Genomic DNA, 25372 nt, shown 5'->3' with positions numbered 1-25372 from the left:
TTTAATCCACCCAGAAATCGGGTTTTACATTGGATCCCACCACATTGCAATCCCCGCATATGGTTGGAACCACCAAATATGGACCTTCGCATTCACCTGGAGGGTTGCTATTTGCTTCATAATACTCTACCAGACCAAGTTGAACACCTTCAATCAATGGTCTCGCACAACCTCCAAATGGTGGAGGTGGTCCGTCCCTTTCAGGGTTACCAAGAATTGGGGCAACCGAATTTTCACAATTGATATCACCGAAATACGGGGGAAGTGGTTCATCTGGAAACAAATCTTCAAAGTTGAAATATAACCGTTGACTTACCGCTGTGCTAACTTCAAAAAAACCAATAACCTCTGTATCACCATTGGCACTATACACATTTCCTTCCAAACTACCTGGCTGTACCTGACTAAAAAGGGATTCACTTTGTGAAAATGCAACTAACCTCTCATAAAAATCAAAAGCTTGTCTGGAAACTCCCCTTTGTTTGACAAGAATACTATATCGATGGGATATGATTGGATTGTCAACACCAATAAAGCGGACCATGGTCCTTTCCGCTCTATTTCCATTGAACCTATTGGCGTTCAGCAAAACCTCTCCAGCCGAGAGATCGGTCCTGTAACACACTTGCTCTTCCCGAGCACGGGGCACCAATCGCACGTCAGGATATAAAATCTCTTGTACATTACCGTCATCATCAAAAATAAACTCCGTTTCATCCCTAATAATCTCAAATTCGAATGGTGTCCAATAAGGCGCTATAATCTTATAGGTTTCTTCGTAGGCAAAGCGGAACAGCTTGTCGCTATCGGAAGGGAAAGTAGAATCCACAAAAATACCGACGCCTTCGAGTCCAGAGTCGCTGACCATTCGCTCGGCATACAAGTTTTCTATTGTAGATGTCCTAGGAAGCACCACAGCATCGGACACGTATTCTTCCCCGTTCGAAGTGGACACGAACAATTGGTAGGAAACATTGGGCATAGCCGCGAACGACACCAAGGATTCGTAGGTGCCGTCTTCGGTTTCTTCAAAGCCGTAAACCGCACCATTGGCTGCACGAATTTCAACGGTAGCATTACTTTCAAATTCAGGACCAAGACCGCGCGGTATTATAATTGGCGCGTTTACGTTAAAAAGTCGTTCTTCTTCCACATTAACCGTACTATCGCTTACCACTCGTTGCATCCGGCTCAAGAAAATCCGTTGTGTTCCTTCTATGTCAGTAATGTTGGCTTCCACCACTAATGCACCAATTAAACTCGTATCGGAACGAATTTCAGAAGATACATCAAAAGGTTCCACGCAAGCAACCGCCAAAGAACTTAAAGCAACAGCAAATATGTGAGCTTTATTGTTCATCCTTCAATCCAAAAATCGGGTTCAACATTACTGCCCAACAGTGTGCAGTCGCCGCATATCCGTGGCACCACTACATAATCGCTGGGACAGGACGCTAGGGGCACTAAGGCTTGATCATAGGTTGAAAAATAACTGATGGTTCCCAAATCAACTCTTTCTATAATGGAAAGCGGACATGGATTGGGCCCCGGATTTTGGCTACAATACGAAGGATGTGACTCCGGTGGGGATTGATAAACACAATTGAACGGAAATTCCGGAAGCTCCTCGTCTGGGAAAAAATCTTCAAAATTAAAGAACAACCGCTGGTCCGATACCCCAACGGCACTTACATAGCCCAATACATTCTCGGTGGTCCCGTCCTTTCGGAACACATTGGCATAAATGGCCCCGGGCTGTACTTGGGAAAATATATTTTCCGATTGTGAAAAGTTGTTCAGATTGGAGTAAAAGGAAAAGGCATCGGCAGATTGTACCTGCTGTTGCACCAGAATACTGTAGCGTTCGGAAATGATAAAATTATCCTTTCCGATAAAACGGACCATATGTTTGGATATATCACCTCCTGGATTGCCAGCAGTACTTAACTGTATAATGGTATTGGACGCAACGGTATTGTAGCACACCCTATTTTCCACTTCTTTGGGTACGACAGACAGATTATAAGTGGGACTCGGCAATGCACACGGGTCATAATCCGTCAACCTGAACTCGTTAGCCGACCAAAGCGGGGCCACAACCTTATATGTTTCCTCATAAGCGTACCTGTAAAACTGAGTATCTCCTTCTTCCGGTTCACTGTCCACATAAATCGCAATGCCCTCTTCCCCATTGTCATTGGTGGCCCTTTCGGCGTATAGATTGGTCAGCGTGGATTTTCCTGGCACGGCAATGGGGTCCGATGCATACTCATTGCCATTTCGGGTTATGATCTCTAAGGTATAATCGGTCCCCAATTGCAGCGCAAAAGCCTGGTCGGACTGGTACAGGCCCGCTTCACTCTCAAAAAAAGCATATTCCGTTCCATCATCGCCGAAAAGGCGAACCGTGGCCCCGCTTTCTGCATCAACGGAATCTCTGGGGCCCCTGCCAAGGGGAACATTCGGGTTGTAAATCGTATCCGTCTCCAAATCCAAGCGTTGGCTGCTCCTGCTCAGAAATACTTTTTGGTTGATGACCTCATCGGTAAGAACCGCCTCTATGACCAGAGGAGGTGTCTCCTCATCATTGCCCAATGACTCGATCTCCAATTCGTCCACACAGGCACCCAAAAACAATAAAGGAACCCAGCTCAACATGATTCGATATATGATCTTAGCGCGATTCATCAAAACTTGAAATTATAGGTTATGGAGGGAATGGGCATGGCAAAAATGGAGCTTTGCAGGGCCTTTACCTCCCCGTTTTCGGTCACAAAGAATACCGAATACGGATTGTTCCGGCCCAAAACGTTGTATACCTGTATGGTGATGAAACTGTGGGCCAGCTTGTTCTTTTTATGGTTGCCCTCTATATTGATGCCCAGGTCCAACCGGTAGTAATCGGGTATCCTGAAGGCATTCCGATCGCTGAAAGCCACAAAGTCCGCATTGTTGAACCTAAAGGTTCCCACCGGAAAGGTCACCGGACGCCCGGTCTGATAGGCAAAGTTCATCGAGACGCTGTACCTCCGGGTAAACTTATAGTTGGCGATGACGCTCAGGTCGTGTGGCTTGTCAAAATTGGACGGAAAGAACTCCCCGTCATTGATGCGCTCCTCCGGGGTACTGCCATCGAACCGATATTTGGAGCGGGAGTAAGTATAACTCAGCCAACCGTTAAAATCGCCTCGGTTTTTCTTCATAAGAAATTCAACACCATAGGCCTTTCCTTGACCTTGGAGCACCTCGGTCTCCACATTTTCGTTCAGCAAAAGGTCGGCCCCCGTTTTAAAGTCCAACACGTCCTCCATGCGTTTGTAGTATCCCTCCAAGCTCAGTTCGTACATATTGTCGTTAAAGTTTTTAAAGAATCCAAGGGTCGCCTGATAGCCTCTTTGCGGCGCAATGTTCAGGTCCGATAGCTTCCAGGTATCGATAGGCGAAACTGTCGTGTTGTTGGACAGGGTATGTATAAACTGATAGGAATTATTAAAACTGGTTTTTACCGAAAAATCATCGGATATCAAATAACGTGCAGAAATCCGGGCCTCAGGTCCGCCATAGGTTTCGATAAATTCGCCGGAGCCGTAGGATATGGTATCCTGAACAGTTGACTGGTTTCGTGGGGCACCTTCTTGATAGGTAGTTTGTGTTCCTTCGCCCAAAGCTGCGTAAAAAGCGTAGCGCACACCAACGTTAAATAAAAGCCTATCCGAAGCCTTGAACTCGTCCCCAATAAAGAGTGCACCTTCCAAAGCCTGCTCCCTGTCAATCGAAACTGGCTCAACATTGGAATTCTGCCCCGTGGGCCTTACATCTCCTGGTCGTGACGAGTAGTATTTTGTGGACATACCATAATCCAGCGTGTGGTTACTGTTCAGTCGAGTATTCAATTTGTACTTTAATTCGGACTCACTAATGGTGTAGTCCAATTCAAAGTTGCCGTTACCTTCGCCTTCGTAGTCAATTCCAAAATTGTAGCTACTGTGGCTCCCTGTGAGTACTCCGGTAGTTTTCTCGTTGAGCTTATGTGCCCACCGTACCGAACCCAATCGGTTGCTGTAATTATAAAGGGAATCGGAAGTGATGCTAAAATTATCGCGGCTGTAATACGCCGTACCCCTCACTTCACTGTTTTCGTTGAATTTATGATGATATTTCACGATGCCGTCAAAAAATGAGGCTTCACTATTGTTCAGGGATTCCTCGTCCAGGGATCGCAATATCCAATCGGTATAAACGCCCCTACCCCCTATCACCAGGGAAGAGACGTCCTTTTTCAATGGAATTTCCAGGGCCAGGTTTCCGGTCACGGGCCCAATGGAGCCCTCGCCCGATATTTTTTCGGTATTCCCGTTCTTGGTCTCGATGTCCAGCACGGAGGAGAGCCTTCCCCCGAATTCCATGGGCGCGGCGCCCTTGTAGATGTTCACCTTTTCGGTGGTGAACGGGTTGAGTGCTTGAAAGATGCCAAAAAAATGGGTAGGATTGTACAGCACCGCGTCATCCAATAACACTAGGTTTTGGTCGGTTTTGCCGCCTCTTACGTTCAACCCAGTTGCTCCTTCACCAGCCGATGATATACCGGGCAGGGCCTTGGCCACTTCCAGAATGTTCCTTTCCCCAAGTACCAAAGGGATGTCCTTCGCTTCTTCCGAGTTGATTTCTTCACTCCCCGATACGGCATCCTCCACATTACTTACTGCATCTGCCTCAACTACGACCTCTTGCAACTGTTCCAAACTTTCTTGAAGCGTGAAATCCAACGTGCCATCGTTGTACATGATTACCTCGCGCTCCGAATCTTGAATGCCCATTGCACTGGTGGTGACCAAATTGTAACCTGCCGGAAGCTCCAACTCATAGACACCCTGTTCGTTGGTTACGGCCACACGTCCGCCGCTCCTTACGGCCAAATCCGGAATGGGCGCACCATTTTCCGCATTGAGCACACGGCCCGATAAGCGGTAGCTCGACCTCAGGTCCTGTTCGTCAGCACGTCCCACACGGGCAACGGGCAATTGTTGTTGCCGTTGTACAACTTCATCCTGAAAAAAGGTCGGGGGCGGAAGGTTGCCCCGGGTCTCGGCGGTTTGGGACTGTAAAATGGTATCGCTCTGTTGATAGAAACTAATGGGCAGTTCATCATAAATGATGGTATTCTGCAACAGGAACACCCGTTTTTCTTCTTCCAGGATGTAATAGTTCAATGAGGTATCGGATAAAACGGTGTCCAAAATCTCGGATAGGGAAGCGTTGGGGATATTTTCCGGCAGTTCCAACCCATCGATCCAATCGTGGAGATAGAAAAAAGTATATCCTGATTTTTCCTGTAATTCTTGGAAGAATTCCCGAGGGTTTTGTGTATCCTGCGAAACACTGATCTCCGTGTTTTGGGAAAACATCGATTGTGCCATCAAGAAAATGGCAAACCAACTTCCCTTTTTAAAAAAAGAGTACAATTTGATACGAAGTCCCAAAGAATTATCGAATTAGCTTTGATGAATTTAAAAATAAATCAATAAGTTGTTTAATTTAGTTTAGAAAAAATCGAGGATTTCTTTAAAAAATTGAATTTTCACACGTTTTGAACCAAATAATTTAGAAGTTTATCAAATAGCGCTACTACATATAGCACCAATCAACCCAACCTATGAAAACAATTCAACTACACTCCCTTTTATGTATCTGCCTTTTGCTTGGGCTCCATTCCTATTCACAAATTGAGAAAGCACCTCCAAGAGCGGAAGGAGAAGGACCTTGGTCGCAACTCATTATTCGCGGCGTTACGGTAATCGATGGTACCCTGTCCCCGCCTATGGGTCCTGTGGATATTGTAGTGGAGAACAACCGCATTGCTTCTGTTAAGGTTGTCGGTTTTCCCGGAATGGCAATTGACCCAAAGGGCAGGCCCAAACTCAAAGAGGGCGGCAAGGAGCTGAATGCCGAAGGCATGTACCTACTACCTGGGTTTGTGGACACCCACGCCCATATTGGCGGGAGTTCGCAAGGTACCCCCGCTGAATATGTTTTTAAACTTTGGATGGGCCACGGTATCACGACCATTTGTGATCCTGGTTCCGGAAATGGCATTGATTGGGTGCTGGACCAAAAAGAAAAAAGCAATAAAAATGAAATCACAGCGCCGCGGATTGAGGCGTATACTTGGTTCGGTAGCAGCTTGACCGGTGAACGCACCAGAGATGATATTACAACCCCCGAAGCCGCTCGGGAATGGGTGCGCGCCAATGCCAAAAAAGGTGCGGATGGCATCAAGTTTGGCGGAGGACTGCCCGAGGTCATGACCGCAGCGTTGGACGAAAACAAAAAGTTGGGCCTACGTTCCAAAACACACCATGCCCAACTGTATGTGGGTCGTTGGAACGTGCTGAACAGTGCCCGGGCCGGACTTACCTCCATGGAGCACTGGTACGGATTGCCCGAAGCTTTGTTCGACGACAGGACGGTACAAGACTATTCCCTGGATTACAACTACCAAAACGAGCAAGATCGTTTTGGGGAGGCAGGACAACTATGGGCACAGGCGGCCCAACCGTATTCTGAAAAATGGAATGCTGTAATGGACGAGTTGATTTCGTTGGATTTCTCCATCTCCCCCACCATGGTGATTTACGAAGCCAATCGCGACCTGCAAAGGGCAAGGCGGGCAGAGTGGCATGAGGAATACACCCTTCCCTCCCTTTGGGAGTTCTATGCGCCAAGCAGACAATCCCATGGTTCCTACTGGCACTATTGGGGCACGGAGCAGGAAATGGACTGGAAAGAAAATTACAGGCTTTGGATGACCTTTTTGAACGAATACAAAAATCGGGGCGGACGTATTACCGTAGGCACTGATGCCGGTTTTATCTACCAATTGTATGGGTTTGCCTACCCACGGGAAATGGAACTTTTGCGCGAAGCTGGTTTTCATCCGCTGGAAGTAATCAAGGCCGCTACCCTGAACGGTGCCGAAGCACTTGGACTGGAAGATGAAATCGGAACCATTAAAGTAGGGAAACTGGCCGATTTTGTGATTGTTGAGGAGAATCCGTTGGTCAACCTGAAGGCACTCTATGGTACGGGTGCCATCCAACTGCAAGAAGACAATACGGTGAAAAGGGTTGGTGGGGTAAAATATACCATTAAAGATGGCATTATTTACGATGCCAAAAAACTATTGGAAGATGTGAAAAAAATCGTCGAAAAGGCGAAGGCCGAATCCAATTATAAAATTGTACAGCCGGGAATGAAGCCCTAAGGCAGCATGCACCTAAAAAAATAGGCCGTGGACTTTCCCCACGGTCTTTTTATCCTATTTTTCCAACGAGTCTAACACTCGCTGGGCTTCCCTGAGCTCCAACTTGAGGCGTTCGTTTTCCAAGATGTACTGCTCTTGCAATTGGTTCATTTTTCGTTGAAACTCATCGGCAGGAACGTATTCCGGTTTTAACAAGGTCTCGTTGAAAATACTAATCAGGGTAAACAGGAAACTGATGGCCACGGCACCAATTAGACCAAAAAGCATGAACTTTTCCCTTTTAAGTTGAGGATTATTTTGTTTGAGGAGCTTTTTTTCTGATTTGGTCAATTTGGGCGTACTGGATAGGTGTTCCAAAAACGTATCCCACTTTTCTTCTTCCTTTACATAAAGATGCATAAAGCCCCCCTCCTCCAAAAAGTCCTGGGTGGTTGCCGTGGAAGCCAGCATAAAAATATCCGAACCATTACCCCCCATTACATCCAGTAGGCCCTCATCGTACTCTTGTATTTCCTTGACCAATTTCTGCACATAGTCCAGACTGTAATTGGGACGCAAAAATTCATCATAGAGGGTCTGGACTTCAAAATAATCATTACGGTCCAGGGCATATTCCAAAAAACGGTCTTTGAGTTCAGCCTTAAAAAATTCACTCATCTTGCAGAATGGGTGGTTATCGGGTTGGTTTTTGATTGTTTAGGCTAAATGTAAAGACTGGGACGGCAAGATAATTCAATTCAAGCTAAAGAATACATGAATTTTTGGTTTGCAGTATCAATTTATGGAAAAGCTACAACTTAAAAATGTATTACACGATTTCTGCACTCAATCCTGCCTGTAACAACTTACTGCACTTGGGTTTCAGGAATGAGTATTCGCCGGTCTTCACCGTGCATTTTCCATTGTAATGCACAATCAACGAGCATTGCTCTGCCTGTTCGGGCGTGTGCTCGCACACATTGATAAGGGTTTCTATAACGTGGTCAAAAGTGTTGACGTCATCGTTAAAAAGTACTATTTCGTGCTCTTTAGTGATTTCTTCTTCCAGAAGAACATCTTCCAACTCTTTTTCTTTAGTGCCCATAATCTATTGCAGTTTATGTCTTTCTAATTTACATATTTTGCCGCAACCCAGTTGTTCTTCTCCAGATTTTTTTCAAATTCCAAACCATATGCAGCACATTTTGAGGAAATTGCATCCAAATCCGCCAAATAAAAGCCACTTAAAAATAAGGCTCCGCCGTTTTTGAGGCAATCTGCATAGATAGGGATATCCTCCAAAAGAATATTCCGGTTGATATTGGCCAGGATGATGTCGTACTTTTTGCCCTTAAGCAAACCACTATCCCCTTGAAATGCCTTGATATCCGAACAATCATTGCGCTCCACGTTTTCTTGGGTATTCAAAAAGCACCATTCATCAATATCGATGGCCTCTACGTCCGTTGCTCCCCGTTTTTTGGCCAAAATGGCCAGCACTCCGGTGCCGCAGCCCATGTCCAATACAGTTTTTCCTTCAAAATCATTGTCCAATATATGCTGAAGCATCATGTGGGTGGTTTCGTGATGCCCTGTACCAAAGCTCATTTTTGGTTCAATAACAATATCGTAATCCACTTCCAAGGGTTGATGAAACGGTGCGCGCACCATACAGCGGTCCCCCACGAGAATGGGATGGAAATTCTTCTCCCACTCCGCATTCCAGTTTTGCTGCTCAATTTCCTTGCGGGTCCAGCTAATCTTTACTTCTGGAATTTGGAATGCAAAAAGGTCTTCCAAGCTGTGGTCCTGCCATTCAGATTTGAGGATATAGGCCAAAAGCCCTGTTTCCGTTTCCACAAAACTCTCAAAGCCCATCTCCCCCAACTCCGCAATGAGCATATCTGTTGCGGGTTGGAGCGGACTGACCTTAAAATCGTATTCGAGATAGACCAATGTTTAAGTATTAAATGGCCTTGATAATATCCGTAAAGTCTTTGGCAACCAATGAAGCACCTCCAATGAGTCCGCCATCGACATCGGGTTTGGAAAATATTTCCTTCGCATTCCCTGGTTTCACACTACCACCATATAAAATGGAAACATCCTCGGCGATAGACGAATTGAACCCATCGGCAATGGTTTTTCTAATAAAAGCGTGCATCTCTTGCGCTTGCTCGGGACTTGCGGTCTCTCCCGTACCAATGGCCCAAACGGGCTCGTAGGCAAGCACAATTTTGCTCCATGCGCTGGCTTTAAGTTCGAACAATGCATTTTTTAATTGGCTTTCCACTACGGAAAAGTGATTACCGGATTTCCTGTCGTCCAATTCTTCCCCAAAGCAAAAAATCACTTTAAGACCTTTTTCCACAGCTGTTTTCACTTTTTTGGCCAAAAACGCATCATCCTCGCCAAAATAAGCGCGCCTTTCGGAGTGCCCAAGAATGACGATATCTACATCCAAGCCCAACAACATATCGGCGGAGATTTCACCGGTGTACGCACCACTTTCAGCAAAGTGCATGTTTTGTGCCGCCACCTGAATCTTTGAATCTTGCAAGGCCTGCTTTGCAGCTTGAAGATTCACAAAGGTCGGTGCCACAATTACGTCAGCATCGGTATCGGGTAGTTTGGCGGAGAGCTCGGCCAGCAGTTCCTCGGTTTGCTGAAGGTTCTTATTCATTTTCCAGTTTCCTGCCACAATCTTTGTTCTCATGATATCTGTTATTATGTTTTTCGTTTTCGTTTTGTCGTTTGATTAAAGCTTAAGCTCGTCAAAATCGTTATAATGTACTTTTTGCACAATGGTTCCTTTGTGGAGCACCAGAATGGCCGGATTTGATCGCACAATGGTCTTCAAGGTCGTCTCATCGGTGAAAAAGAACTTGAAGTCCAATCCGTAGGTATCCACAACACGATTGGCCATATCACTGCTTGAAGCGGACATACCAATGACCTTATATCCCTTTTGTTTGGCTTCTGATGTCACTTTGGCCACCTCTTCAAAAGCATCCCAATTGCTCTTGGCCAAATCGTAAGCGATGACCATTACCAATTTTTCCACTTCCAAAACCCGTGAGGCATAATCCTGTCCTTCTTGCTCAATCGTAAAATCGTGAATGGGGGGCTCATACCCTTTTTGGATTTCGGTCGTTTCCACATCAATAAATTCTCCATCCACAGAAGGGTAATCCCCTTGGGTAATGTAAATCTGTTCCTCTCCGTTCACCTTAAATCGCCAAGCATATTCGTACACGGGTTGGGGTGCATCTTCGGGAACAGACATTCCTTCTTGGATATTGGCCCCAATTTTATAGGGTCTAAAGTCTACAACAGGCAAATGGGCCAATACATGGTTGGCGAACAATATACAAGCCAATAAAGCCACTCCTCCAATGGACCAGTTGATTTTTGGGCCGAACAGTGGCGTGATGTACTTTCTACCGTAGAACAGTATCAGAATGAACACCAGCAATATGACATCCTTGGTGAAGGATTCCCATGGTGTTAGTTTGATGGCATCCCCAAAACACCCACAATCCGTCACTTTATTGAAATAGGCGGAATAGAAGGTGAGGAAGGTGAGGAAAACAATCATCAACAACAGACTCCAAACGGTAAACTTTGGTTTGAACCCAATCAAGAGCAAAACTCCTAAAATAACCTCAACAATGACCACAAAGATGGAAATCCCCAAGGCCAAGGGCGTTAAAAATGGCAAATCCAGCACGCTAGGGCTAAAGTATTCTTCCAGTTTGAATGAAAACCCCATAGGGTCGTTCAACTTGATGAGACCGCTGATAATAAACAGCACACCTACAATAATCCTTGATATCCAGACCAAATATTTCATTTTTCTTCGTTTAAGTGAATCATAGCAAAAACCGCATAGTTGACCATATCCTGATAATTGGCATCCACGCCCTCGCTTACCAAGGTGGCGCCCTTATTATTTTCAATCTGTTTTACTCGGAGCAATTTTTGCAGAATCAAATCCGTGAGTGAGCTGACCCGCATGTCGCGCCAAGCCTCCCCGTAATCGTGATTTTTGTCCTCCATCAACTTTTTGGTAATGGCCACCTGTTCATCGTACAAGGCAATGGCCTCTTCCGCCGTTAGGTCTGGCTGCTCCACCACTCCTTTTTGTATTTGAATCAAAGCCATAATGGCGTAATTGATGATTCCGATAAACTCGGAACGCTCATCTTCGTCCACCTTGCGTACATCATTCTGCTGAAGACCTCGAATCCGTTGTGCCTTAATAAAAATCTGATCTGTTAGCGAGGGTAACCTTAGGATGCGCCATGCGGTACCATAATCCTTTGCCTTTTTTGAAAACAATTCCCGGCAGGTTTGAATCACCGCGTCATATTGTTGGGAAGTCTGCTGCATGTATTGTTGCTAATTTGCGTAAATTTCGTCCAACTTGGCCATCGCCAAGCGCATTTTGCCAAAGATAATGAAACCCAACAAAGCAGATATTTTTTATGACCATAAACTGCAAAGGCGAACTGGTAGATCTTACAAGACCTAAAGTGATGGGCATCCTCAACCTTACGCCCGATTCTTTTTTTGATGGGGGCAAGTATAAGGACGAAACTTCCATCCTCCAGCAAGTGGAATACATGCTGAATCACGGTGCCACCTTTATTGATATGGGCGCTTACAGTTCGCGCCCAGGGGCCGAACATGTTCCAGAAGATGAAGAATTGCAACGGATGCTTCCCGTGATCGACCTTATTTTAACTAAATTTCCGGACACCTTGATTTCTGTGGACACTTTCCGAAGCAAGGTAGCTGCGGAGAGCATTGAACACGGCGCGGCCCTCATCAACGATATTTCGGCAGGGAATTTGGACACTGCCATCTTTGATACGGTAGCCAACTATCAAGTACCCTACATTATGATGCACATGAAAGGTACCCCACAGTCCATGCAAAAACAGGCCACCTATTCGGATGTGATCAAGGATTTGAGAAGCTATTTTTCCGAAAAAATACGGGAAACCACCTCCAGAAAAATCAACGACATCATTATTGACCCTGGGTTTGGTTTTGCCAAGACCACCGAACAGAACTACACCTTGCTGAACCATCTGGACCTGTTCCAAACCTTTGGTTTGCCCATTTTAATAGGCCTGAGCCGAAAATCCATGATCTATAAGGTTTTGGAATCGTCTCCACAGGAAGCACTTAACGGTACCACGGCACTGCACACCATAGCCCTATTGAAAGGTGCGAACATAATTAGGGCGCACGATGTAAAAGAAGCCATGGAATGTGTTAAACTTGTGGAGGTCTTAAAAGAGAATGCGCTCTAATTTGAGGTTCTGCTATTTTTGCTAATTTTACAAAAACGCCGCCATTGGATTTTCTAAATTTTCTCGAGTTCAAGATTACGGATATCATCGATATTGTCCTCGTGGCCGCACTCCTCTATTACATCTACAAACTGGTCAAGGGCACGGTTGCCATCAATATTTTTATAGGGATCGTGATTGTTTGGGCGCTTTGGAAACTTACCGAGCTGCTCCAAATGAAAATGATCAGTAGCATGGTAGGCGGGTTTATGAATATTGGTTTGATTGCCCTCATCATCGTTTTTCAACAGGAGATACGCAAGTTTTTATTGATGATCGGCTCCACCAACTTTGCCTCGAAACGGAATATTTTCAAGCACTTTAAATTCCTGAAACAGGAAGCCATTTCCACCAACACCGATGTGGAGGCCATTATCGGGGCCTGTGAACGTATGGCCACATCCAAAACAGGTGCACTCATTGTAATCGAGCGCAACAATTCCATGGACTTTGTAAAATCCACTGGGGATGCGATGGACATTAAAGTGACCCAGCCCATTCTTGAAAGCATTTTCTTTAAAAATAGTCCCTTGCACGACGGTGCCATTGTGATTCAGGATAACTCGATAACCGCGACCCGAGTGATATTGCCCGTGTCCAACGACCGTAATATTCCCCTACGCTTTGGTCTGCGACACCGGGCGGCCGTGGGCATCACCGAAAAAACGGATGCCCTCTGCCTAGTGGTGAGCGAGGAAACAGGGTCGATATCCTACATTAAAAATGGAGATTTTGTTCCTTTTAAGGGAAGGGAAGAATTGATCAAACGCATTAAAAAGGATTTGGAGCAATGACCTGCAAAAATTGTGACGCAAGATTGCGAACGGATTATTTGTATTGCCCCGCTTGTGGCGCAAAAGTGATACGCAACCGAATCACCATAAAAAATCTTTGGACAGACTTTTTAGAGCGATATTTCAATTTAGATAATACGTTCATAAGGACCGTAGTACATTTAACTACTACACCAGAGGTGGTCATTGAGGGGTATCTTCAAGGAATTCGCAGGAAATACCTTAACCCGATAAGTTATATGGGGATTGCGATTACCCTATCAGGACTTATCGTTTTTTTGATGGTCAAATCGGGTGATGCCATCAATTTCAATATGATAAACAATGGTGTGACTACGAAGTATCAGGAAAAATTGATGGATTTTATCCTAGACTACCAAGCACTTATTTTTTTGTTGTTTGTTCCCATGATGACCATTGCTGGTTGGCTATGTTTTGATCAAAAAAGGTATAATTTCGCCGAACGTACCATCATTTTTATGTACGCCCTTGCTCATTATAGCTTGGTCATCTTTCTTCCATCTATTATTGTCCTGTTCTTTATCCCAGAACAGTATTTCATTTTCTCATTTATTGGTATTCTTTTCATGGTGGTTTATACCACATACGTCATTATTCGCATTTCAAAATCTAGAGGAGTAGCACTTATTGCGAGATTGTTACTTTTTCATTTTATTCTGCTTATTCTTTATTTCGCCTTTTCCATTGCCCTTCCACTATTCCTGCTGTTGATCGGCGAGCTAAAAGTTGAAGATTTCTTGCCTCCGCAGTAAAGTTAAGCCACTTCCTCCGCCAAGAACTGTGCATTGTAAAGGTCGTTGTAGTAACCGCCCTTGTCCAACAATTCCTTGTGGGTGCCCGTCTCAATAATTTTACCCGCGTCCATCACTATGATTTTATCCGCCTTTTTGATGGTCGCCAAACGGTGCGCTATTATAATCGAAGTCCTGCCTTCGGTGATTTTATCCGTAGCTTGCTGGATCAATTGTTCGGAATAGGTATCTACTGATGATGTAGCCTCATCCAAAATCAAGATACTAGGGTTGCTCACGTAGGCACGTAAAAAGGCAATCAATTGGCGTTGGCCACTGGAGAGCATGGTGCCCCGTTCCTTCACGTTGTATTGGTAGCCCCCTGGAAGACTCGAAATAAACTCGTGGACTCCAATCTGTTTGGCCGCGGCCTCTATTTGTTCGGTCGTCACCTTCTCGTCACGGAGCGAAATATTATTGGCAATGGTATCGGCAAATAGGAAAACGTCCTGCAACACTATCGCAATATGGGAACGCAAGGATTTTAAGGTATAATCCTCCAAGCTTACATCATCCACCAAGATTTTCCCGGAATTGATTTCATAGAACCGGTTGAGCAGATTGATGATCGTGGATTTCCCGGCACCCGTGGCACCAACAATGGCAACAGTCTCCCCTGCCTTCACCTTAAAGGAAATCCCGTGCAGTACTTCCTCATCGGGCACATAGCCAAAATGGACATTCCTAAACTCGATATCACCTTTCACATCTTTCTTCTCCACGGTTCCATTGTCGTCAATATGGCTATCGGTATCCAAAATCTTGAACACACGGTTGGCCGCTACCATTCCCATCTGCAGCGTATTGAACTTATCCGCAATCTGGCGCAATGGCCGGAACAAGAGATCCATCAAGAAAAAGAAGGCGACAATAGCTCCTTTGTTGTCCATTCCCACATTCTGGATGTTTTGGATGACGCCAAAATAGACCACCAAGCCAATCCCAATGGAGTTGGATATTTCCGCTACGGGAAAAAATATAGAGTTGTACCAAACGGTCTTCAACCAGGCATTTTGATGCTTTTCGTTGATTACGCGAAACTTTTCCTTTTCAATTTCCTCGCGGTTAAAGAGCTGCACGATCTTCATCCCTGCAATACGCTCCTGCACAAAAGAGTTTAAGTTGGACACTTGGGCCCTCACCTCGATAAATGCAACTTTCATCGCTTGTTGAAAAAGACGCGTAGCTATCAAAATAACGGGGAGAATAGCGAACACGATCAACGCCAATTTCCAGTTGATTACTACCATGATAATAGCGGCAGATAACATCTTCAGAACGTCGGCAACAATCATAAAGAATCCTTGGCTAAAGATTTCACCGATACGCTGCATATCGGCGACCGCTCTCGTGACCAATACGCCGATAGAAGAATTATCGAAATAGGTCATTTTAAAGCTGGTCATCTTCTCAAATAGATTGATTCGAATATCGCGTATGACCGATTCGCCCAAAAGGTTGGCATAATAGTTAAATAACAACTGGGTGACTACCTGCCCCAACAGAAAGGCCAACATGTAAAGTACATTGGTGAGCAATTGCCCGCCATCCTTACTTTCCAACGATTGGTTGATAATGGTTTTTACCAACAAGGGTATCCCAATAGCAAATGCGGCAGAGAGGATAGCCACGATGGCCACCAACCAAAAAATGCCCCGATAGGGCCTGGTCCGTGAAAAAACCCGTTTAAAAAGGCGAAAATCAAACGCCTTGCCTGCATCATCCTTTTTGCTCATCAAAAATTTCTTTTGGGTAGCTAACCTTGGTCAAATATAATCCTTTTGCGGGGACGGAGACGCCTGCCTCTCCCCTATCTTTACTTGCAATTACGTTGTGGATGTCTTCGGGAGAGATTTTCCCCGTGCCAACATCCAACAGTGTGCCCACAACAGCACGAACCATATTCCGTAGAAATCTATCTGCCGTGATCGTGAACACCCATTTTTCAGAATCGACTTTCCAGTAGGCTTCCCTAACATCACAGTTAAAGGTTTTCACATCGGTATTGGATTTGGAAAAACATTCAAAATCGGTATGGTCCAATAGGATTTTGGCTGCTTTGTTCATAGCATCCATATCCAAAGGATACTTTACCCAGTGGGCGTAGTCCCACAAAAAAGGGTTCTTTTCCTTCACCACCCAATATTCGTAAGTCCGTTCCACAGCATCAAAACGGGCATGGGCATCCTCTGGAACCTGCCGTAGGTGCCGCACCGCAATATCATCGGGCAAAAAGGCATTCAAACGGTACACCAGCTCATCCACATCCGAAATATGTTCAACATCAAAATGTGCGAACATCTGCTTGGCATGGACCCCGGCATCAGTCCTTCCGGCTCCCACTACCTCGATAGTTTCACGGAGCAAGGTGGAAAGTGCCTTTTCCAGTACCTCTTGCACTGTTATGGCATTGGGTTGATTTTGCCAGCCGTGGTACGCCTTTCCGAAATAAGAAAATTGGATAAAATATCTCAATGGAATCCCTTACTTTTAAGCCCGTAAAGATAATTGAATCCTTTCCAAACCAAATCCGACCTTGGGTTTTTAGCATATTTTTAGCGAAATGACAAAGATTTTATTGCTTTCCGATACGCATGGACATATGGATGAGACCATTCTGAAATATGCCGCCCAGGCCGACGAAGTTTGGCATGCCGGCGATATTGGGAACCTTTCTGTCACCGATAGATTGAAAGCGTTAAAACCTGTTCGGGGCGTTTATGGCAATATTGACGACCATGTGATCCAAAAAGAGTTTCCGGAAAACAATCGATTTATGTGCGAAGGGGTCGATGTATGGATCACGCACATTGGCGGATACCCCAATCGGTACAACGTTCGTGTGCGGGACGAAATTAGGAGCAATCCGCCAAGACTTTTTATTTGCGGTCATTCCCATATCCTAAAGGTGATGCATGACAAAAAATTGGGGGTTTTGCATATGAACCCCGGGGCCTGCGGAAAGCATGGTTTCCATCAAGTGCGGACCATGTTGCGGTTTGTAATCGATGGGGAAAAAATCAGTGACTTGGAGGTGGTTGAACTTGGAAAAAGATGAAAATGAAATACCTGATAATTCTTTTTTTTGGTATTTGGGTCAGTTGCAATAGTGTAAATGCCCAAAAGGACACCTATGGTCATTCCAAACATCCATCGCTTTATATTTTGGGAACGGTTCAGGATGGAGGAAGCCCTCATATTGGGTGTCAAAAATCGTGCTGCGAAGGGCTGTTTAAAAATCCTGACCCTACACGTAAAGTAGTATCCTTGGGTGTGGTAGACCATCTAAACCAAAAAAGCTATCTTTTTGAAGCTACCCCAGATTTACCCTCCCAATTAAAATTGTTGAAAGAGAGAAACAACCTCAACCAAGAGGTTCCTGATGGCATTTTTATTACCCATGCCCACATTGGCCACTATACCGGCTTAATGTACTTGGGCCGAGAGTCCCTTGGTAGCAAGAGAGTTCCCGTGTATGCGATGCCCAAAATGAAACGGTTCCTGGAAACCAATGGACCATGGAGTCAGCTTGTAAAATTGAACAATATTTCCATTCAGTCCATTCAGAATGAAAAAACAATTCAACTTACCCAAGATTTAAGTGTGATTCCATTTACGGTTCCGCATAGGGATGAATATTCGGAAACGGTGGGTTTTAAAATCATCGGCCCCAACAAATCTGTCTTGTTTATTCCCGATATTGACAAATGGTCCAAATGGGAAAAGGACATATTGAATGAAATCAAAGCTGTAGATCTGGCATTTCTGGATGCTACCTTTTTTGATGGCCCAGAAATCAATTCGAGAAACATTGCAGAAATCCCGCATCCCTTTGTCGTGGAAAGTATGCAATTGCTAAAGGATTTGCCCCAAGTGGAGAAATCCAAGGTATACTTTATACATTTTAACCATACCAACGCACTTTTGGACACCACTAGTCCAGCTTATAAAAAAGTAATTGACTCTGGTTTCAACATGGCCACTTTTGGCTCAAGATTTAAACTGTAACCCAACAACATAAAAACCCCGGCCAAGGCCAGGGTTTTTTCGCACTAATACTACTAAGATGTTAGGTTCAACGTAAGCGATCCACAGATTTTACAAGATCTTCATCCTTTTTGATAGCCCTGTTGGCCAGGACCAGAAAAACGATAGAAAATACAGGAATCAGCATCCCAATACCCTTCTCAGAAACCACAGTTTCTCCGGATAAGCTTAGCGATCGATAAACGAAAAATCCTAGTAAAAAAAGGTTCAATATCATATTCAATCTGTTTACCACAAATTGATTTTGTCTTTTCTTGTACATCACAATCGACACAACGGCCAAAACGGTCACTATGTAAAAAACAAGGCTCACCAGCACTTCATCCTGGGCAAACACCTCTTTTCCGCCAACTTCCACCCATAAATTCAAAAAGAACGGCAGTATGCCCGAAATGAGGCCTACTATGAGCAAATATAACGTCTGGATTCGTTGAATCATTGCAAAATTTGATTTCCAATGGCAAAAATAGGCGTCTTTTTGAGAAATGAGGGCTTATTCTTGAAAAATAATTTGTATTATTGTGCAGTTATTAGCAAGCACCTACCAAGAAATTCTTTTCTCCAGTAGCATCCAAAATAACCCTTACTTCATATTAAGAATCACACAAGTTTAACTTATTTCTTTACTTAATGTTCGAGATTTCAGATCTAAAAGCTAAAAAGCTTCCTGAGTTGCAAGAGATTGCAAAAGAACTCAATGTTCCCAAATTCAAAACCTTGAAAAAACTGGACCTGGTATACCAAATATTGGATGTACAGGCCTCCAACCCAAAAGCCGTGGCAGAAACCGTAGCCACAACAACTGCGGACGACAAACCAGAGCCGAAACAAAAAAGAGCCAGGACCCCTCGTCCGAAAAAGACCGAGGCAAATGACAACAAAGGGGATGCCCCCGAAAAAGCTCCACAGAAAAGAGAGCCTCGAAACAAAAAGGATGATTCCAAAGGGCAAAGTCCACAACAAAAAAAGGACAACAAACCCCAGAACAACAATAACAACAACTCCCAGAAGAACCAAAGCAACAGGAGAAGCAACAATAACAACCAACAAAATAAGGGCCACCACGACAAAAAGAACAGCAATTTTGACAAGGACCTGAAAAATAGGTATAAAGAGCCTGAGTTCGAATTTGACAGCATTATCGAAAGTGAAGGTGTACTGGACATTATGCAGGATGGGTACGGATTCCTAAGGTCTTCCGATTACAATTACCTTTCTTCTCCCGACGATATTTACGTTTCCCAATCACAAATACGATTGTTCGGACTAAAATCCGGCGACACCATTTTGGGGAACATACGCCCTCCAAAGGAAGGGGAAAAATATTTTCCATTGATCAAGGTGAACAAAATTAATGGCCTAGATCCCCAAGTAGTGAGGGACAGGGTAGCATTTGAGCACCTTACGCCATTGTTTCCTAAGGAAAAGTTCAAGTTGGCGGAAAAACAGAGTACGATTTCAACCAGAATCATGGATTTGTTCTCCCCTATTGGAAAAGGACAAAGGGGAATGATCGTTTCCCAGCCCAAAACGGGTAAGACCATGTTGTTGAAGGATATTGCCAACGCTATTGCCGCTAACCATCCAGAGGTATATCAAATCATCCTCTTGATTGATGAACGCCCAGAAGAGGTAACCGATATGCAACGTAACGTGCGTGGCGAGGTGGTAGCTTCTACTTTTGACAAAGAGGCCACCGAACACGTTAGGGTTGCCAACATTGTTTTGGACAAAGCGAAAAGATTGGTGGAATGCGGTCACGATGTAGTAATCCTTTTGGATTCCATCACCCGTTTGGCGAGAGCCTACAACACCGTGCAGCCAGCTTCTGGTAAGGTTTTGAGTGGTGGTGTGGATGCCAATGCACTGCATAAGCCCAAACGTTTCTTTGGAGCTGCCCGTAATATCGAAAATGGAGGTTCACTATCCATTATTGCTACGGCATTGACAGAGACCGGTTCCAAAATGGACGAAGTTATTTTTGAAGAATTCAAGGGTACAGGTAATATGGAACTTCAATTGGATAGAAGAATTTCCAACCGAAGGATTTTCCCTGCCATCGACCTTATTTCTTCATCAACGCGAAGGGACGACCTTCTGTTGGACGAAAATACGATTCAACGTATGTGGATCTTGCGCAAGTATCTTGCCGACATGAACCCAATTGAAGCCATGGAGTTTATGGAGCAGCGCATAAAGCAAACCAAGAACAACGAGGAGTTTTTGCTCACCATGAACGAGTAAAAATAGTTCCATAACAACTAAAAATCATAGACCCTTCAATTTGCTTTGAAGGGTTTTTTGTTGAGTCAATTTATAGAAAAGGCATATCTTTATTTCGGTTTCCTCAAAACTGAACTTAAAACACTTTACTATGAATCACAACAAAAAGGCCTTGCTCGCTATTTTTGGCGCATCATTGCTATTCATCGGGTCCTGTCAACAAGGTCCAAAAAAGGATGAGCCTACCGAACCCAAACCTGAAAAGGTAGAACCTCCGAAGGGCATTATATCCCTGGAAGAATCCAAATCCCTTTACGACAATTATACCCGGAACAGGGTTAGTATGATCGAACAATTTGAAATGGAGCAAAATCCAGACGAAAAGTTTATTCCCGCCCGTTTCACCGCTTTCACCTATGCCGACATGAAACAATACATGGCCTATGTGGAGCAGGAAGCTGAAGCTGCAGGCGTTGAAGTAGCTTCGCTACGCTTGTATTTTGCCAATTATCCCAACAAGCCCGATTTTCCAGATGGAAAAAAGGTCGTACATCCGAGACAAAATTCCATTTTTATAGTACCTACCACTATGATGGATGGTAAGGAATATGGCTTTTACATCGCTGCGGATGGAAAGGCAAAACCCATCAAAGATGTGGTGGGAAGCCCGGAAGACGGCGGAATGCAAGAAGCCAACACTTCCAAGGCAAGTATGGTGCCCGCTCTATTTCAAAATGGTGACCGAAGCTTGAACCTTAATCATGGAGGCTCTGGACCGCCCCCATACACCGATTTTTAAATAAGGGAACATGCCAACAGAGCTCCTGGATTATCTGACCGAGCACTTCTATGTGCCGCTATACCTCGTAACATGGATAGTGGCCATTGTACAGTACCGAAGGTATTTCGACACCCCGTTGAAATACTTCCCGATGATCATCATTTACACTTTTTTTACGGAGCTCTTGGGCGTTCTCATCAAGTACAACAACAATTTCCAGTTTTTCTCAGATGGAAGGTATGCTTGGCACAATGTCATTATTTACAATGTGTACCAGCTCGTTTTCTTTATCTTCTTTTTTGGGGTTTATCAAAAGGTACTTCATAACCAAAGTCTAAAAAAACAGATCGGATATTTAATGGGAATCTGTGGATTGGTATACCTTGTAAATGCCATAGCCTACAATCCATTGCACAATCAAATGACCTATGCACATATCATCGGCTCGGTGATGATGGTCTACATCGTACTTTCCTACTTCAGGGAAAAGCAGTTGGAACAGTTGCCTCAGCCCTTAAAATATAATTTAATGTTTTGGGTCAGCACAGGTATTCTCGTTTTTTATTCCCTTTTTCCAATCATTTCCACTATTTATCTTTTGGACCTCAACATTGGGGTTCAGGTATACTTTAGACCCTTGTTACTTACCGCAATAGCCCTAATGTACCTAATTATCATATTTGGGCTATTGATGGGCAAAAGAAAGGCTTTTCGATAAGCATAATGATACAAGTTCCAGAAGAAAGCCTCCCTCGTGGAGGCTTTTTATGTATTTTTACGAACACAGAAAACTACTGACAGCCAATCAGGTAGCCCATACCCATGGAGGAACTATTTAAATTTCTTAGCGAGCAGTACATCATTCCCTTCTATCTGATTGTGTGGCTTGTGGCCATGTCCCGTTACCACACGTATTTTGATACCCCCATGAAGTATTACCCCATGTACCTCATGTACACGTTTTTAACAGAATTGTTGGGGTATTTCATCAAATTCCATGATGAGTTTCAAGTGGTGAGCGACAGTAATTACGATTGGTACAACGTAATCATCTACAATATTTATTCCGTGATTTCATTTGCGTTTTTCTATTACCTCTATTGGCGCTTGGTAAAAACGGACAAATACAAAAAATGGATCATTGTAGGTGCCGTGACGAGCCTTGGTTCCTACGGACTAAGCCTTTTCTTTCAAGATCCGTTTTATTCCAACCTCTACTACGCAGATCTCGTGGCGTCCATGATACTTTTATTTGTGATTTGGCTCTATTTTAAAGAAAAAAGGAACGAGACCCATCCTCAACCTATGAAGTATAACCTAATGTTCTGGACCAGTTTGGGACTGGTGGTTTTCCATGTCTTCTTTCCCTATCTCATCTTGATTGGGTACGAGGCACCAAAAATATGGGTACAATATCGTTTACGAAGCATACTATGGGTATTGATACTGTTTATGTACGGCTCCTTTCTAATCGGGGTACTCACCCATAAAAGGAGGGCGTTTAGATAACATCATAACAAAAAAAGCGCCCCCAATATGGAGACGCTTGATGCTATTTAAAGTATGATTCAAGATTACATTCCTGCAACCTGAGTCATTAATTTGCTCTTAAGGTTGGCCGCCTTGTTGCTGTGGATGATATTTTTCTTGGCCAATTTATCGATCATGCCAACGACAGTAGGCAACAAAGCTTCAGCAGCTTTCTTGTCTTCTTCGTTACGCAATTTTTTGATGGCGTTACGCACGGTTTTGTGCTGATACCTGTTACGCAAACGTACTGCTTCGTTTCTTCTGATTCTCTTTAATGCTGACTTATGGTTTGCCATTGCTTACAATTAATTCTTTCTAAAAACTTTCTTTGTAGCCCGTAGGGGAATCGAACCCCTGTTACCAGGATGAAAACCTGGCGTCCTAACCCCTAGACGAACGGGCCATTATGCTTGCATAATTGCGGATGCAAAAATACAACTATTTTTAAGTCTTGCAACAGTATTTTTTATTTTTTGCAAGCTATTTAATAGGCTTTGGCAAACAATACCCTCCGAACAGATGGCTTTCCTGTTACCATACACTTACCCACTTCCTCCGACGCATCCAAGGGAATGCAACGAATCGTAGCTTTGGTGTCCTCCTTAATTTTATCTTCCGTTTCGGCTGTACCATCCCAATGCGCGGAAACAAATCCACCTTTCTCCTCGATTACCTTTTTGAATTCTTCATAGGAATCCACTTCGGTAATATGTTCTTGTCTGTAGTCCAATGCCTTTTTAAAGATGTTCTCTTGGATTTCATCCATTAAGGCCACAACTTTGTCCACCACCTCATCGGCTTTCACGATTTCCTTGGTCAAAGTGTCCCTTCGTGCCACCTCAAATGTTCCGTTGGCCAAGTCGCGCTGACCCACTGCCAATCGGACGGGAACCCCTTTTAATTCGTACTCGTTGAATTTAAAGCCCGGTTTGTGGGTATCGCGGGTATCGTACTTCACCGTAATTCCTCTGCTACGAAGTTCCTTTACCAAAGGCTCCACTTTTTCGGAAATCGCGTCCAATTGATCTAGTCCTTTATAAATGGGGACGATCACCACCTGTATCGGCGCCAACTTGGGAGGAAGCACCAAACCATTATCGTCGCTATGGGTCATGACCAAGGCGCCCATCAATCGGGTGGAAACACCCCAAGAAGTGGCCCAAACATAATCTTGGGAACCTTCCTTATTGGCAAATTTCACATCGAATGCCTTGGCAAAGTTCTGCCCCAAAAAGTGGGAAGTACCCGCCTGCAATGCTTTACCGTCCTGCATAAGGGCTTCGATACAATAGGTTTCCTCTGCTCCGGCAAAACGTTCACTTTCGGTTTTGGTTCCCTTGATCACGGGCACGCCCATGTAGTTTTCAACAAACTCGGCATACACGTTCATCATCAATTCAGCTTCTTCCAAAGCTTCCTCGCGCGTGGCATGGGCCGTGTGCCCTTCCTGCCATAAAAACTCTGCCGTTCTCAAGAAAAGACGGGTCCTCATTTCCCAACGCACCACATTGGCCCATTGGTTAATTTTCAACGGTAAATCGCGATAGGATTGAATCCATTTTCGATAGGTATCCCAGATAATCGTTTCGGAGGTGGGTCTAACAATAAGTTCCTCTTCCAATTTGGCATCCTCGTCCACAACAATACCACTGCCATCTTCCACATTTTTTAAACGGTAATGGGTAACCACGGCACACTCCTTGGCAAATCCTTCCACATGGCTGGCCTCCTTGCTCAAATAGGATTTAGGTATGAACAGTGGAAAATAGGCGTTCTCGTGGCCCGTTTCCTTGAACATCCTATCCAATTGTCCCTGCATCTTTTCCCAAATGGCATATCCGTAGGGTTTGATAACCATACAACCCCTGACCCCCGAGTTTTCGGCCAAATCCGACTTTACCACCAGTTCGTTATACCATTTGGAATAATCCTCCGCTCTGCTCGTTAAATTTTTACCCATTAATTGAAGTTTGGCACAAAACTTGTGACTTTAATAGTGAAATGATTGGGTAAAACTAATTATTTTTAGTATGTTCAACAATAAAAATTGCACCATGTTACAGTCTTTACTTCACAATAAATTACGAACCCCCGCCATATTGATGGTTGCCGCCCTTTTTATGGCCTCCTGTGGTTCATATCAGCAGGCTTCCTATTATGATGATGGCATATACACTCCCAATAATCGTGTAGTGAGCGTAGAAAAGAGAAATGCACAAGCCGAAAGGGTTGAGCAGCAGGAAAATAATATCTACGGGGATTATTTTGGTGATAAAGCAAATGAATACGGTGAAATTTTGGACAGTGAGGTTTTTACCGATGTTGACAGTTACTCCAGTCAAACACAAAATGATACTATTCCCTATGGTGAGCAAACCGATTATTTTGCCTACAACAATAACTATAATGGCAATCCCGGTTGGGGGGACAATCCTTCCAATATTTCCATAAATGTTTATGACAACAGCTGGGGCTGGGGTTGGAACGACCCTTGGCTATGGAACGCCGGTTGGGGCTGGAACGCTGGCTGGGGCTGGGGCTGGAACAACCCATGGAGATGGAACCGCTGGGGCTGGGGAGGTCTT

Annotated in this window: 24 protein-coding genes, 1 tRNA gene and 1 pseudogene; 11 read left to right on the top strand and 15 right to left on the bottom strand. The window is 44.3% G+C overall.

Annotation, left to right across the window (positions count from 1 at the left end):
- Nucleotide 1: 1 nt before the first annotated feature.
- The 3 genes from RBB12_RS04430 to RBB12_RS04420 are packed head-to-tail and all read right to left on the bottom strand — an operon-like array spanning nucleotide 2 to nucleotide 5480.
- Nucleotides 2–1360 carry a DUF4249 domain-containing protein gene (locus RBB12_RS04430; RefSeq protein ID WP_306013442.1) on the bottom strand — a complete coding sequence of 453 codons (1359 nt, stop codon included), beginning with the start codon at nucleotides 1358–1360 and terminating at the stop codon, nucleotides 2–4.
- Nucleotides 1357–2688 carry a DUF4249 domain-containing protein gene (locus tag RBB12_RS04425; RefSeq protein ID WP_306013443.1) on the bottom strand — a complete coding sequence of 444 codons (1332 nt, stop codon included), beginning with the start codon at nucleotides 2686–2688 and terminating at the stop codon, nucleotides 1357–1359. Before RBB12_RS04425 ends, RBB12_RS04430 begins: the two co-directional genes overlap by 4 nt.
- The gene (locus RBB12_RS04420) at nucleotides 2688–5480 is read right to left on the bottom strand and encodes a TonB-dependent receptor (protein ID WP_306013444.1); all 2793 of its coding nucleotides are present in this window, start codon (nucleotides 5478–5480) and stop codon (nucleotides 2688–2690) included. The genes RBB12_RS04425 and RBB12_RS04420 overlap by 1 nt, the downstream gene beginning before the upstream one ends.
- A 173-nt stretch (nucleotides 5481–5653) precedes the next feature.
- Between RBB12_RS04420 and RBB12_RS04415 the strand changes: the two genes are divergently transcribed.
- Entirely contained in the window at nucleotides 5654–7261 is a 1608-nt protein-coding gene (locus RBB12_RS04415) for an amidohydrolase family protein (protein WP_306013445.1), read from the top strand.
- Nucleotides 7262–7315: 54 nt separating this feature from the next.
- On the opposite strand, the gene RBB12_RS04410 is transcribed toward RBB12_RS04415, so the two are convergent.
- From RBB12_RS04410 to RBB12_RS04385, 6 genes are all read right to left on the bottom strand, one after another.
- Nucleotides 7316–7918 (bottom strand): hypothetical protein, encoded by a 603-nt coding sequence (locus tag RBB12_RS04410; RefSeq protein WP_306013446.1) that lies wholly within the window; start codon nucleotides 7916–7918, stop codon nucleotides 7316–7318.
- A 151-nt stretch (nucleotides 7919–8069) separates the two neighbouring features.
- Nucleotides 8070–8345, bottom strand: a complete 276-nt coding sequence (locus RBB12_RS04405) for an ATP-dependent Clp protease adaptor ClpS (protein ID WP_306013447.1) — start codon at nucleotides 8343–8345, stop codon at nucleotides 8070–8072.
- Between the two features lie 23 nt (nucleotides 8346–8368).
- Entirely contained in the window at nucleotides 8369–9196 is an 828-nt protein-coding gene (gene prmA / locus RBB12_RS04400; RefSeq protein WP_306013448.1) for a 50S ribosomal protein L11 methyltransferase, read from the bottom strand.
- Between the two features lie 10 nt (nucleotides 9197–9206).
- Nucleotides 9207–9956 (bottom strand): triose-phosphate isomerase, encoded by a 750-nt coding sequence (gene tpiA / locus RBB12_RS04395; RefSeq protein WP_306013449.1) that lies wholly within the window; start codon nucleotides 9954–9956, stop codon nucleotides 9207–9209.
- A 42-nt stretch (nucleotides 9957–9998) separates the two neighbouring features.
- On the bottom strand, nucleotides 9999–11093 hold the full coding sequence (locus RBB12_RS04390) for a BT_3928 family protein (RefSeq protein ID WP_306013450.1): 1095 nt from the start codon (nucleotides 11091–11093) through the stop codon (nucleotides 9999–10001).
- Complete coding sequence (locus RBB12_RS04385; protein WP_306013451.1) at nucleotides 11090–11632, bottom strand: DUF1599 domain-containing protein; 543 nt, start codon at nucleotides 11630–11632, stop codon at nucleotides 11090–11092. The genes RBB12_RS04390 and RBB12_RS04385 overlap by 4 nt, the downstream gene beginning before the upstream one ends.
- Nucleotides 11633–11727: 95 nt before the next feature.
- Between RBB12_RS04385 and folP the strand changes: the two genes are divergently transcribed.
- From folP to RBB12_RS04370, 3 genes are read left to right on the top strand one after another with little or no spacing between them, the layout of a single operon-like run.
- On the top strand, nucleotides 11728–12561 hold the full coding sequence (gene folP, locus RBB12_RS04380; RefSeq protein WP_306013452.1) for a dihydropteroate synthase: 834 nt from the start codon (nucleotides 11728–11730) through the stop codon (nucleotides 12559–12561).
- 44 nt (nucleotides 12562–12605) lie between these two features.
- Nucleotides 12606–13394, top strand: a complete 789-nt coding sequence (gene cdaA, locus RBB12_RS04375) for a diadenylate cyclase CdaA (RefSeq protein WP_293288219.1) — start codon at nucleotides 12606–12608, stop codon at nucleotides 13392–13394.
- Complete coding sequence (locus RBB12_RS04370) at nucleotides 13391–14167, top strand: DUF3667 domain-containing protein (RefSeq protein ID WP_306013453.1); 777 nt, start codon at nucleotides 13391–13393, stop codon at nucleotides 14165–14167. The genes cdaA and RBB12_RS04370 overlap by 4 nt, the downstream gene beginning before the upstream one ends.
- 2 nt (nucleotides 14168–14169) lie before the next feature.
- Here RBB12_RS04370 and RBB12_RS04365 read toward each other — a convergent pair whose 3' ends face one another.
- Together RBB12_RS04365 and truA are read right to left on the bottom strand one after the other, a co-directional pair.
- Nucleotides 14170–15942, bottom strand: a complete 1773-nt coding sequence (locus RBB12_RS04365) for an ABC transporter ATP-binding protein (protein WP_306013454.1) — start codon at nucleotides 15940–15942, stop codon at nucleotides 14170–14172.
- Nucleotides 15926–16681 (bottom strand): tRNA pseudouridine(38-40) synthase TruA, encoded by a 756-nt coding sequence (gene truA / locus RBB12_RS04360; RefSeq protein ID WP_306013455.1) that lies wholly within the window; start codon nucleotides 16679–16681, stop codon nucleotides 15926–15928. The genes RBB12_RS04365 and truA overlap by 17 nt, the downstream gene beginning before the upstream one ends.
- A gap of 88 nt (nucleotides 16682–16769) precedes the next feature.
- Between truA and RBB12_RS04355 the strand changes: the two genes are divergently transcribed.
- Nucleotides 16770–17264 (top strand): metallophosphoesterase family protein, encoded by a 495-nt coding sequence (locus tag RBB12_RS04355; protein WP_306013456.1) that lies wholly within the window; start codon nucleotides 16770–16772, stop codon nucleotides 17262–17264.
- Nucleotides 17265–17266: 2 nt separating this feature from the next.
- Nucleotides 17267–18214: an MBL fold metallo-hydrolase gene (locus tag RBB12_RS04350; protein WP_306013457.1), complete on the top strand. Its 948-nt coding sequence runs from the start codon at nucleotides 17267–17269 to the stop codon at nucleotides 18212–18214.
- A gap of 67 nt (nucleotides 18215–18281) precedes the next feature.
- On the opposite strand, the gene RBB12_RS04345 is transcribed toward RBB12_RS04350, so the two are convergent.
- Nucleotides 18282–18692 carry a DUF4293 domain-containing protein gene (locus RBB12_RS04345; protein ID WP_179384362.1) on the bottom strand — a complete coding sequence of 137 codons (411 nt, stop codon included), beginning with the start codon at nucleotides 18690–18692 and terminating at the stop codon, nucleotides 18282–18284.
- A 191-nt stretch (nucleotides 18693–18883) separates the two neighbouring features.
- Between RBB12_RS04345 and rho the strand changes: the two genes are divergently transcribed.
- The 4 genes from rho (at nucleotide 18884) to RBB12_RS04325 (ending at nucleotide 22766) form a co-directional block, all read left to right on the top strand.
- Nucleotides 18884–20497, top strand: a complete 1614-nt coding sequence (gene rho / locus RBB12_RS04340; RefSeq protein WP_293283186.1) for a transcription termination factor Rho — start codon at nucleotides 18884–18886, stop codon at nucleotides 20495–20497.
- A 130-nt stretch (nucleotides 20498–20627) separates the two neighbouring features.
- Nucleotides 20628–21275 carry a hypothetical protein gene (locus tag RBB12_RS04335; protein ID WP_306013458.1) on the top strand — a complete coding sequence of 216 codons (648 nt, stop codon included), beginning with the start codon at nucleotides 20628–20630 and terminating at the stop codon, nucleotides 21273–21275.
- Nucleotides 21276–21285: 10 nt separating this feature from the next.
- On the top strand, nucleotides 21286–21975 hold the full coding sequence (locus RBB12_RS04330; RefSeq protein ID WP_306013459.1) for a hypothetical protein: 690 nt from the start codon (nucleotides 21286–21288) through the stop codon (nucleotides 21973–21975).
- A gap of 104 nt (nucleotides 21976–22079) precedes the next feature.
- Nucleotides 22080–22766: a hypothetical protein gene (locus RBB12_RS04325; protein ID WP_306013460.1), complete on the top strand. Its 687-nt coding sequence runs from the start codon at nucleotides 22080–22082 to the stop codon at nucleotides 22764–22766.
- Nucleotides 22767–22831: 65 nt separating this feature from the next.
- Here RBB12_RS04325 and rpsT read toward each other — a convergent pair whose 3' ends face one another.
- The 3 genes from rpsT to proS form a co-directional block, all read right to left on the bottom strand.
- Nucleotides 22832–23083: a 30S ribosomal protein S20 gene (gene rpsT, locus RBB12_RS04320; protein WP_179384367.1), complete on the bottom strand. Its 252-nt coding sequence runs from the start codon at nucleotides 23081–23083 to the stop codon at nucleotides 22832–22834.
- Between the two features lie 35 nt (nucleotides 23084–23118).
- Nucleotides 23119–23190: transfer RNA gene (locus tag RBB12_RS04315), tRNA-Glu, on the bottom strand.
- A gap of 81 nt (nucleotides 23191–23271) precedes the next feature.
- Complete coding sequence (gene proS, locus RBB12_RS04310; RefSeq protein ID WP_306014434.1) at nucleotides 23272–24747, bottom strand: proline--tRNA ligase; 1476 nt, start codon at nucleotides 24745–24747, stop codon at nucleotides 23272–23274.
- Between the two features lie 94 nt (nucleotides 24748–24841).
- Between proS and RBB12_RS04305 the strand changes: the two are divergent.
- Nucleotides 24842–25372 (top strand): annotated as a pseudogene (locus RBB12_RS04305) (hypothetical protein); the annotation flags it as partial.

This window comes from Allomuricauda sp. MMSF_3307, from assembly GCF_030733585.1.
Classification (GTDB): Bacteria; Bacteroidota; Bacteroidia; order Flavobacteriales; family Flavobacteriaceae; genus Flagellimonas.
Note: the sequence above shows the minus strand (reverse complement) of the source record. Positions and strands in the feature narration are given on the sequence as shown.

Bases quoted from the DNA above. Each gene is read 5' to 3' on its own strand.
- RBB12_RS04430 (WP_306013442.1), bottom strand. From the start codon at position 1,360: ATGAACAATAAAGCTCACATATTTGCTGTTGCTTTAAGTTCTTTGGCG.
- RBB12_RS04425 (WP_306013443.1), bottom strand. From the start codon at position 2,688: ATGAATCGCGCTAAGATCATATATCGAATCATGTTGAGCTGGGTTCCT.
- RBB12_RS04415 (WP_306013445.1), top strand. From the start codon at position 5,654: ATGAAAACAATTCAACTACACTCCCTTTTATGTATCTGCCTTTTGCTT.
- RBB12_RS04410 (WP_306013446.1), bottom strand. From the start codon at position 7,918: ATGAGTGAATTTTTTAAGGCTGAACTCAAAGACCGTTTTTTGGAATAT.
- RBB12_RS04405 (WP_306013447.1), bottom strand. From the start codon at position 8,345: ATGGGCACTAAAGAAAAAGAGTTGGAAGATGTTCTTCTGGAAGAAGAA.
- tpiA (WP_306013449.1), bottom strand. From the start codon at position 9,956: ATGAGAACAAAGATTGTGGCAGGAAACTGGAAAATGAATAAGAACCTT.
- RBB12_RS04390 (WP_306013450.1), bottom strand. From the start codon at position 11,093: ATGAAATATTTGGTCTGGATATCAAGGATTATTGTAGGTGTGCTGTTT.
- RBB12_RS04385 (WP_306013451.1), bottom strand. From the start codon at position 11,632: ATGCAGCAGACTTCCCAACAATATGACGCGGTGATTCAAACCTGCCGG.
- folP (WP_306013452.1), top strand. From the start codon at position 11,728: ATGACCATAAACTGCAAAGGCGAACTGGTAGATCTTACAAGACCTAAA.
- RBB12_RS04370 (WP_306013453.1), top strand. From the start codon at position 13,391: ATGACCTGCAAAAATTGTGACGCAAGATTGCGAACGGATTATTTGTAT.
- RBB12_RS04365 (WP_306013454.1), bottom strand. From the start codon at position 15,942: ATGAGCAAAAAGGATGATGCAGGCAAGGCGTTTGATTTTCGCCTTTTT.
- RBB12_RS04355 (WP_306013456.1), top strand. From the start codon at position 16,770: ATGACAAAGATTTTATTGCTTTCCGATACGCATGGACATATGGATGAG.
- RBB12_RS04350 (WP_306013457.1), top strand. From the start codon at position 17,267: ATGAAATACCTGATAATTCTTTTTTTTGGTATTTGGGTCAGTTGCAAT.
- RBB12_RS04345 (WP_179384362.1), bottom strand. From the start codon at position 18,692: ATGATTCAACGAATCCAGACGTTATATTTGCTCATAGTAGGCCTCATT.
- rho (WP_293283186.1), top strand. From the start codon at position 18,884: ATGTTCGAGATTTCAGATCTAAAAGCTAAAAAGCTTCCTGAGTTGCAA.
- RBB12_RS04335 (WP_306013458.1), top strand. From the start codon at position 20,628: ATGAATCACAACAAAAAGGCCTTGCTCGCTATTTTTGGCGCATCATTG.
- RBB12_RS04330 (WP_306013459.1), top strand. From the start codon at position 21,286: ATGCCAACAGAGCTCCTGGATTATCTGACCGAGCACTTCTATGTGCCG.
- RBB12_RS04325 (WP_306013460.1), top strand. From the start codon at position 22,080: ATGGAGGAACTATTTAAATTTCTTAGCGAGCAGTACATCATTCCCTTC.
- rpsT (WP_179384367.1), bottom strand. From the start codon at position 23,083: ATGGCAAACCATAAGTCAGCATTAAAGAGAATCAGAAGAAACGAAGCA.
- proS (WP_306014434.1), bottom strand. From the start codon at position 24,747: ATGGGTAAAAATTTAACGAGCAGAGCGGAGGATTATTCCAAATGGTAT.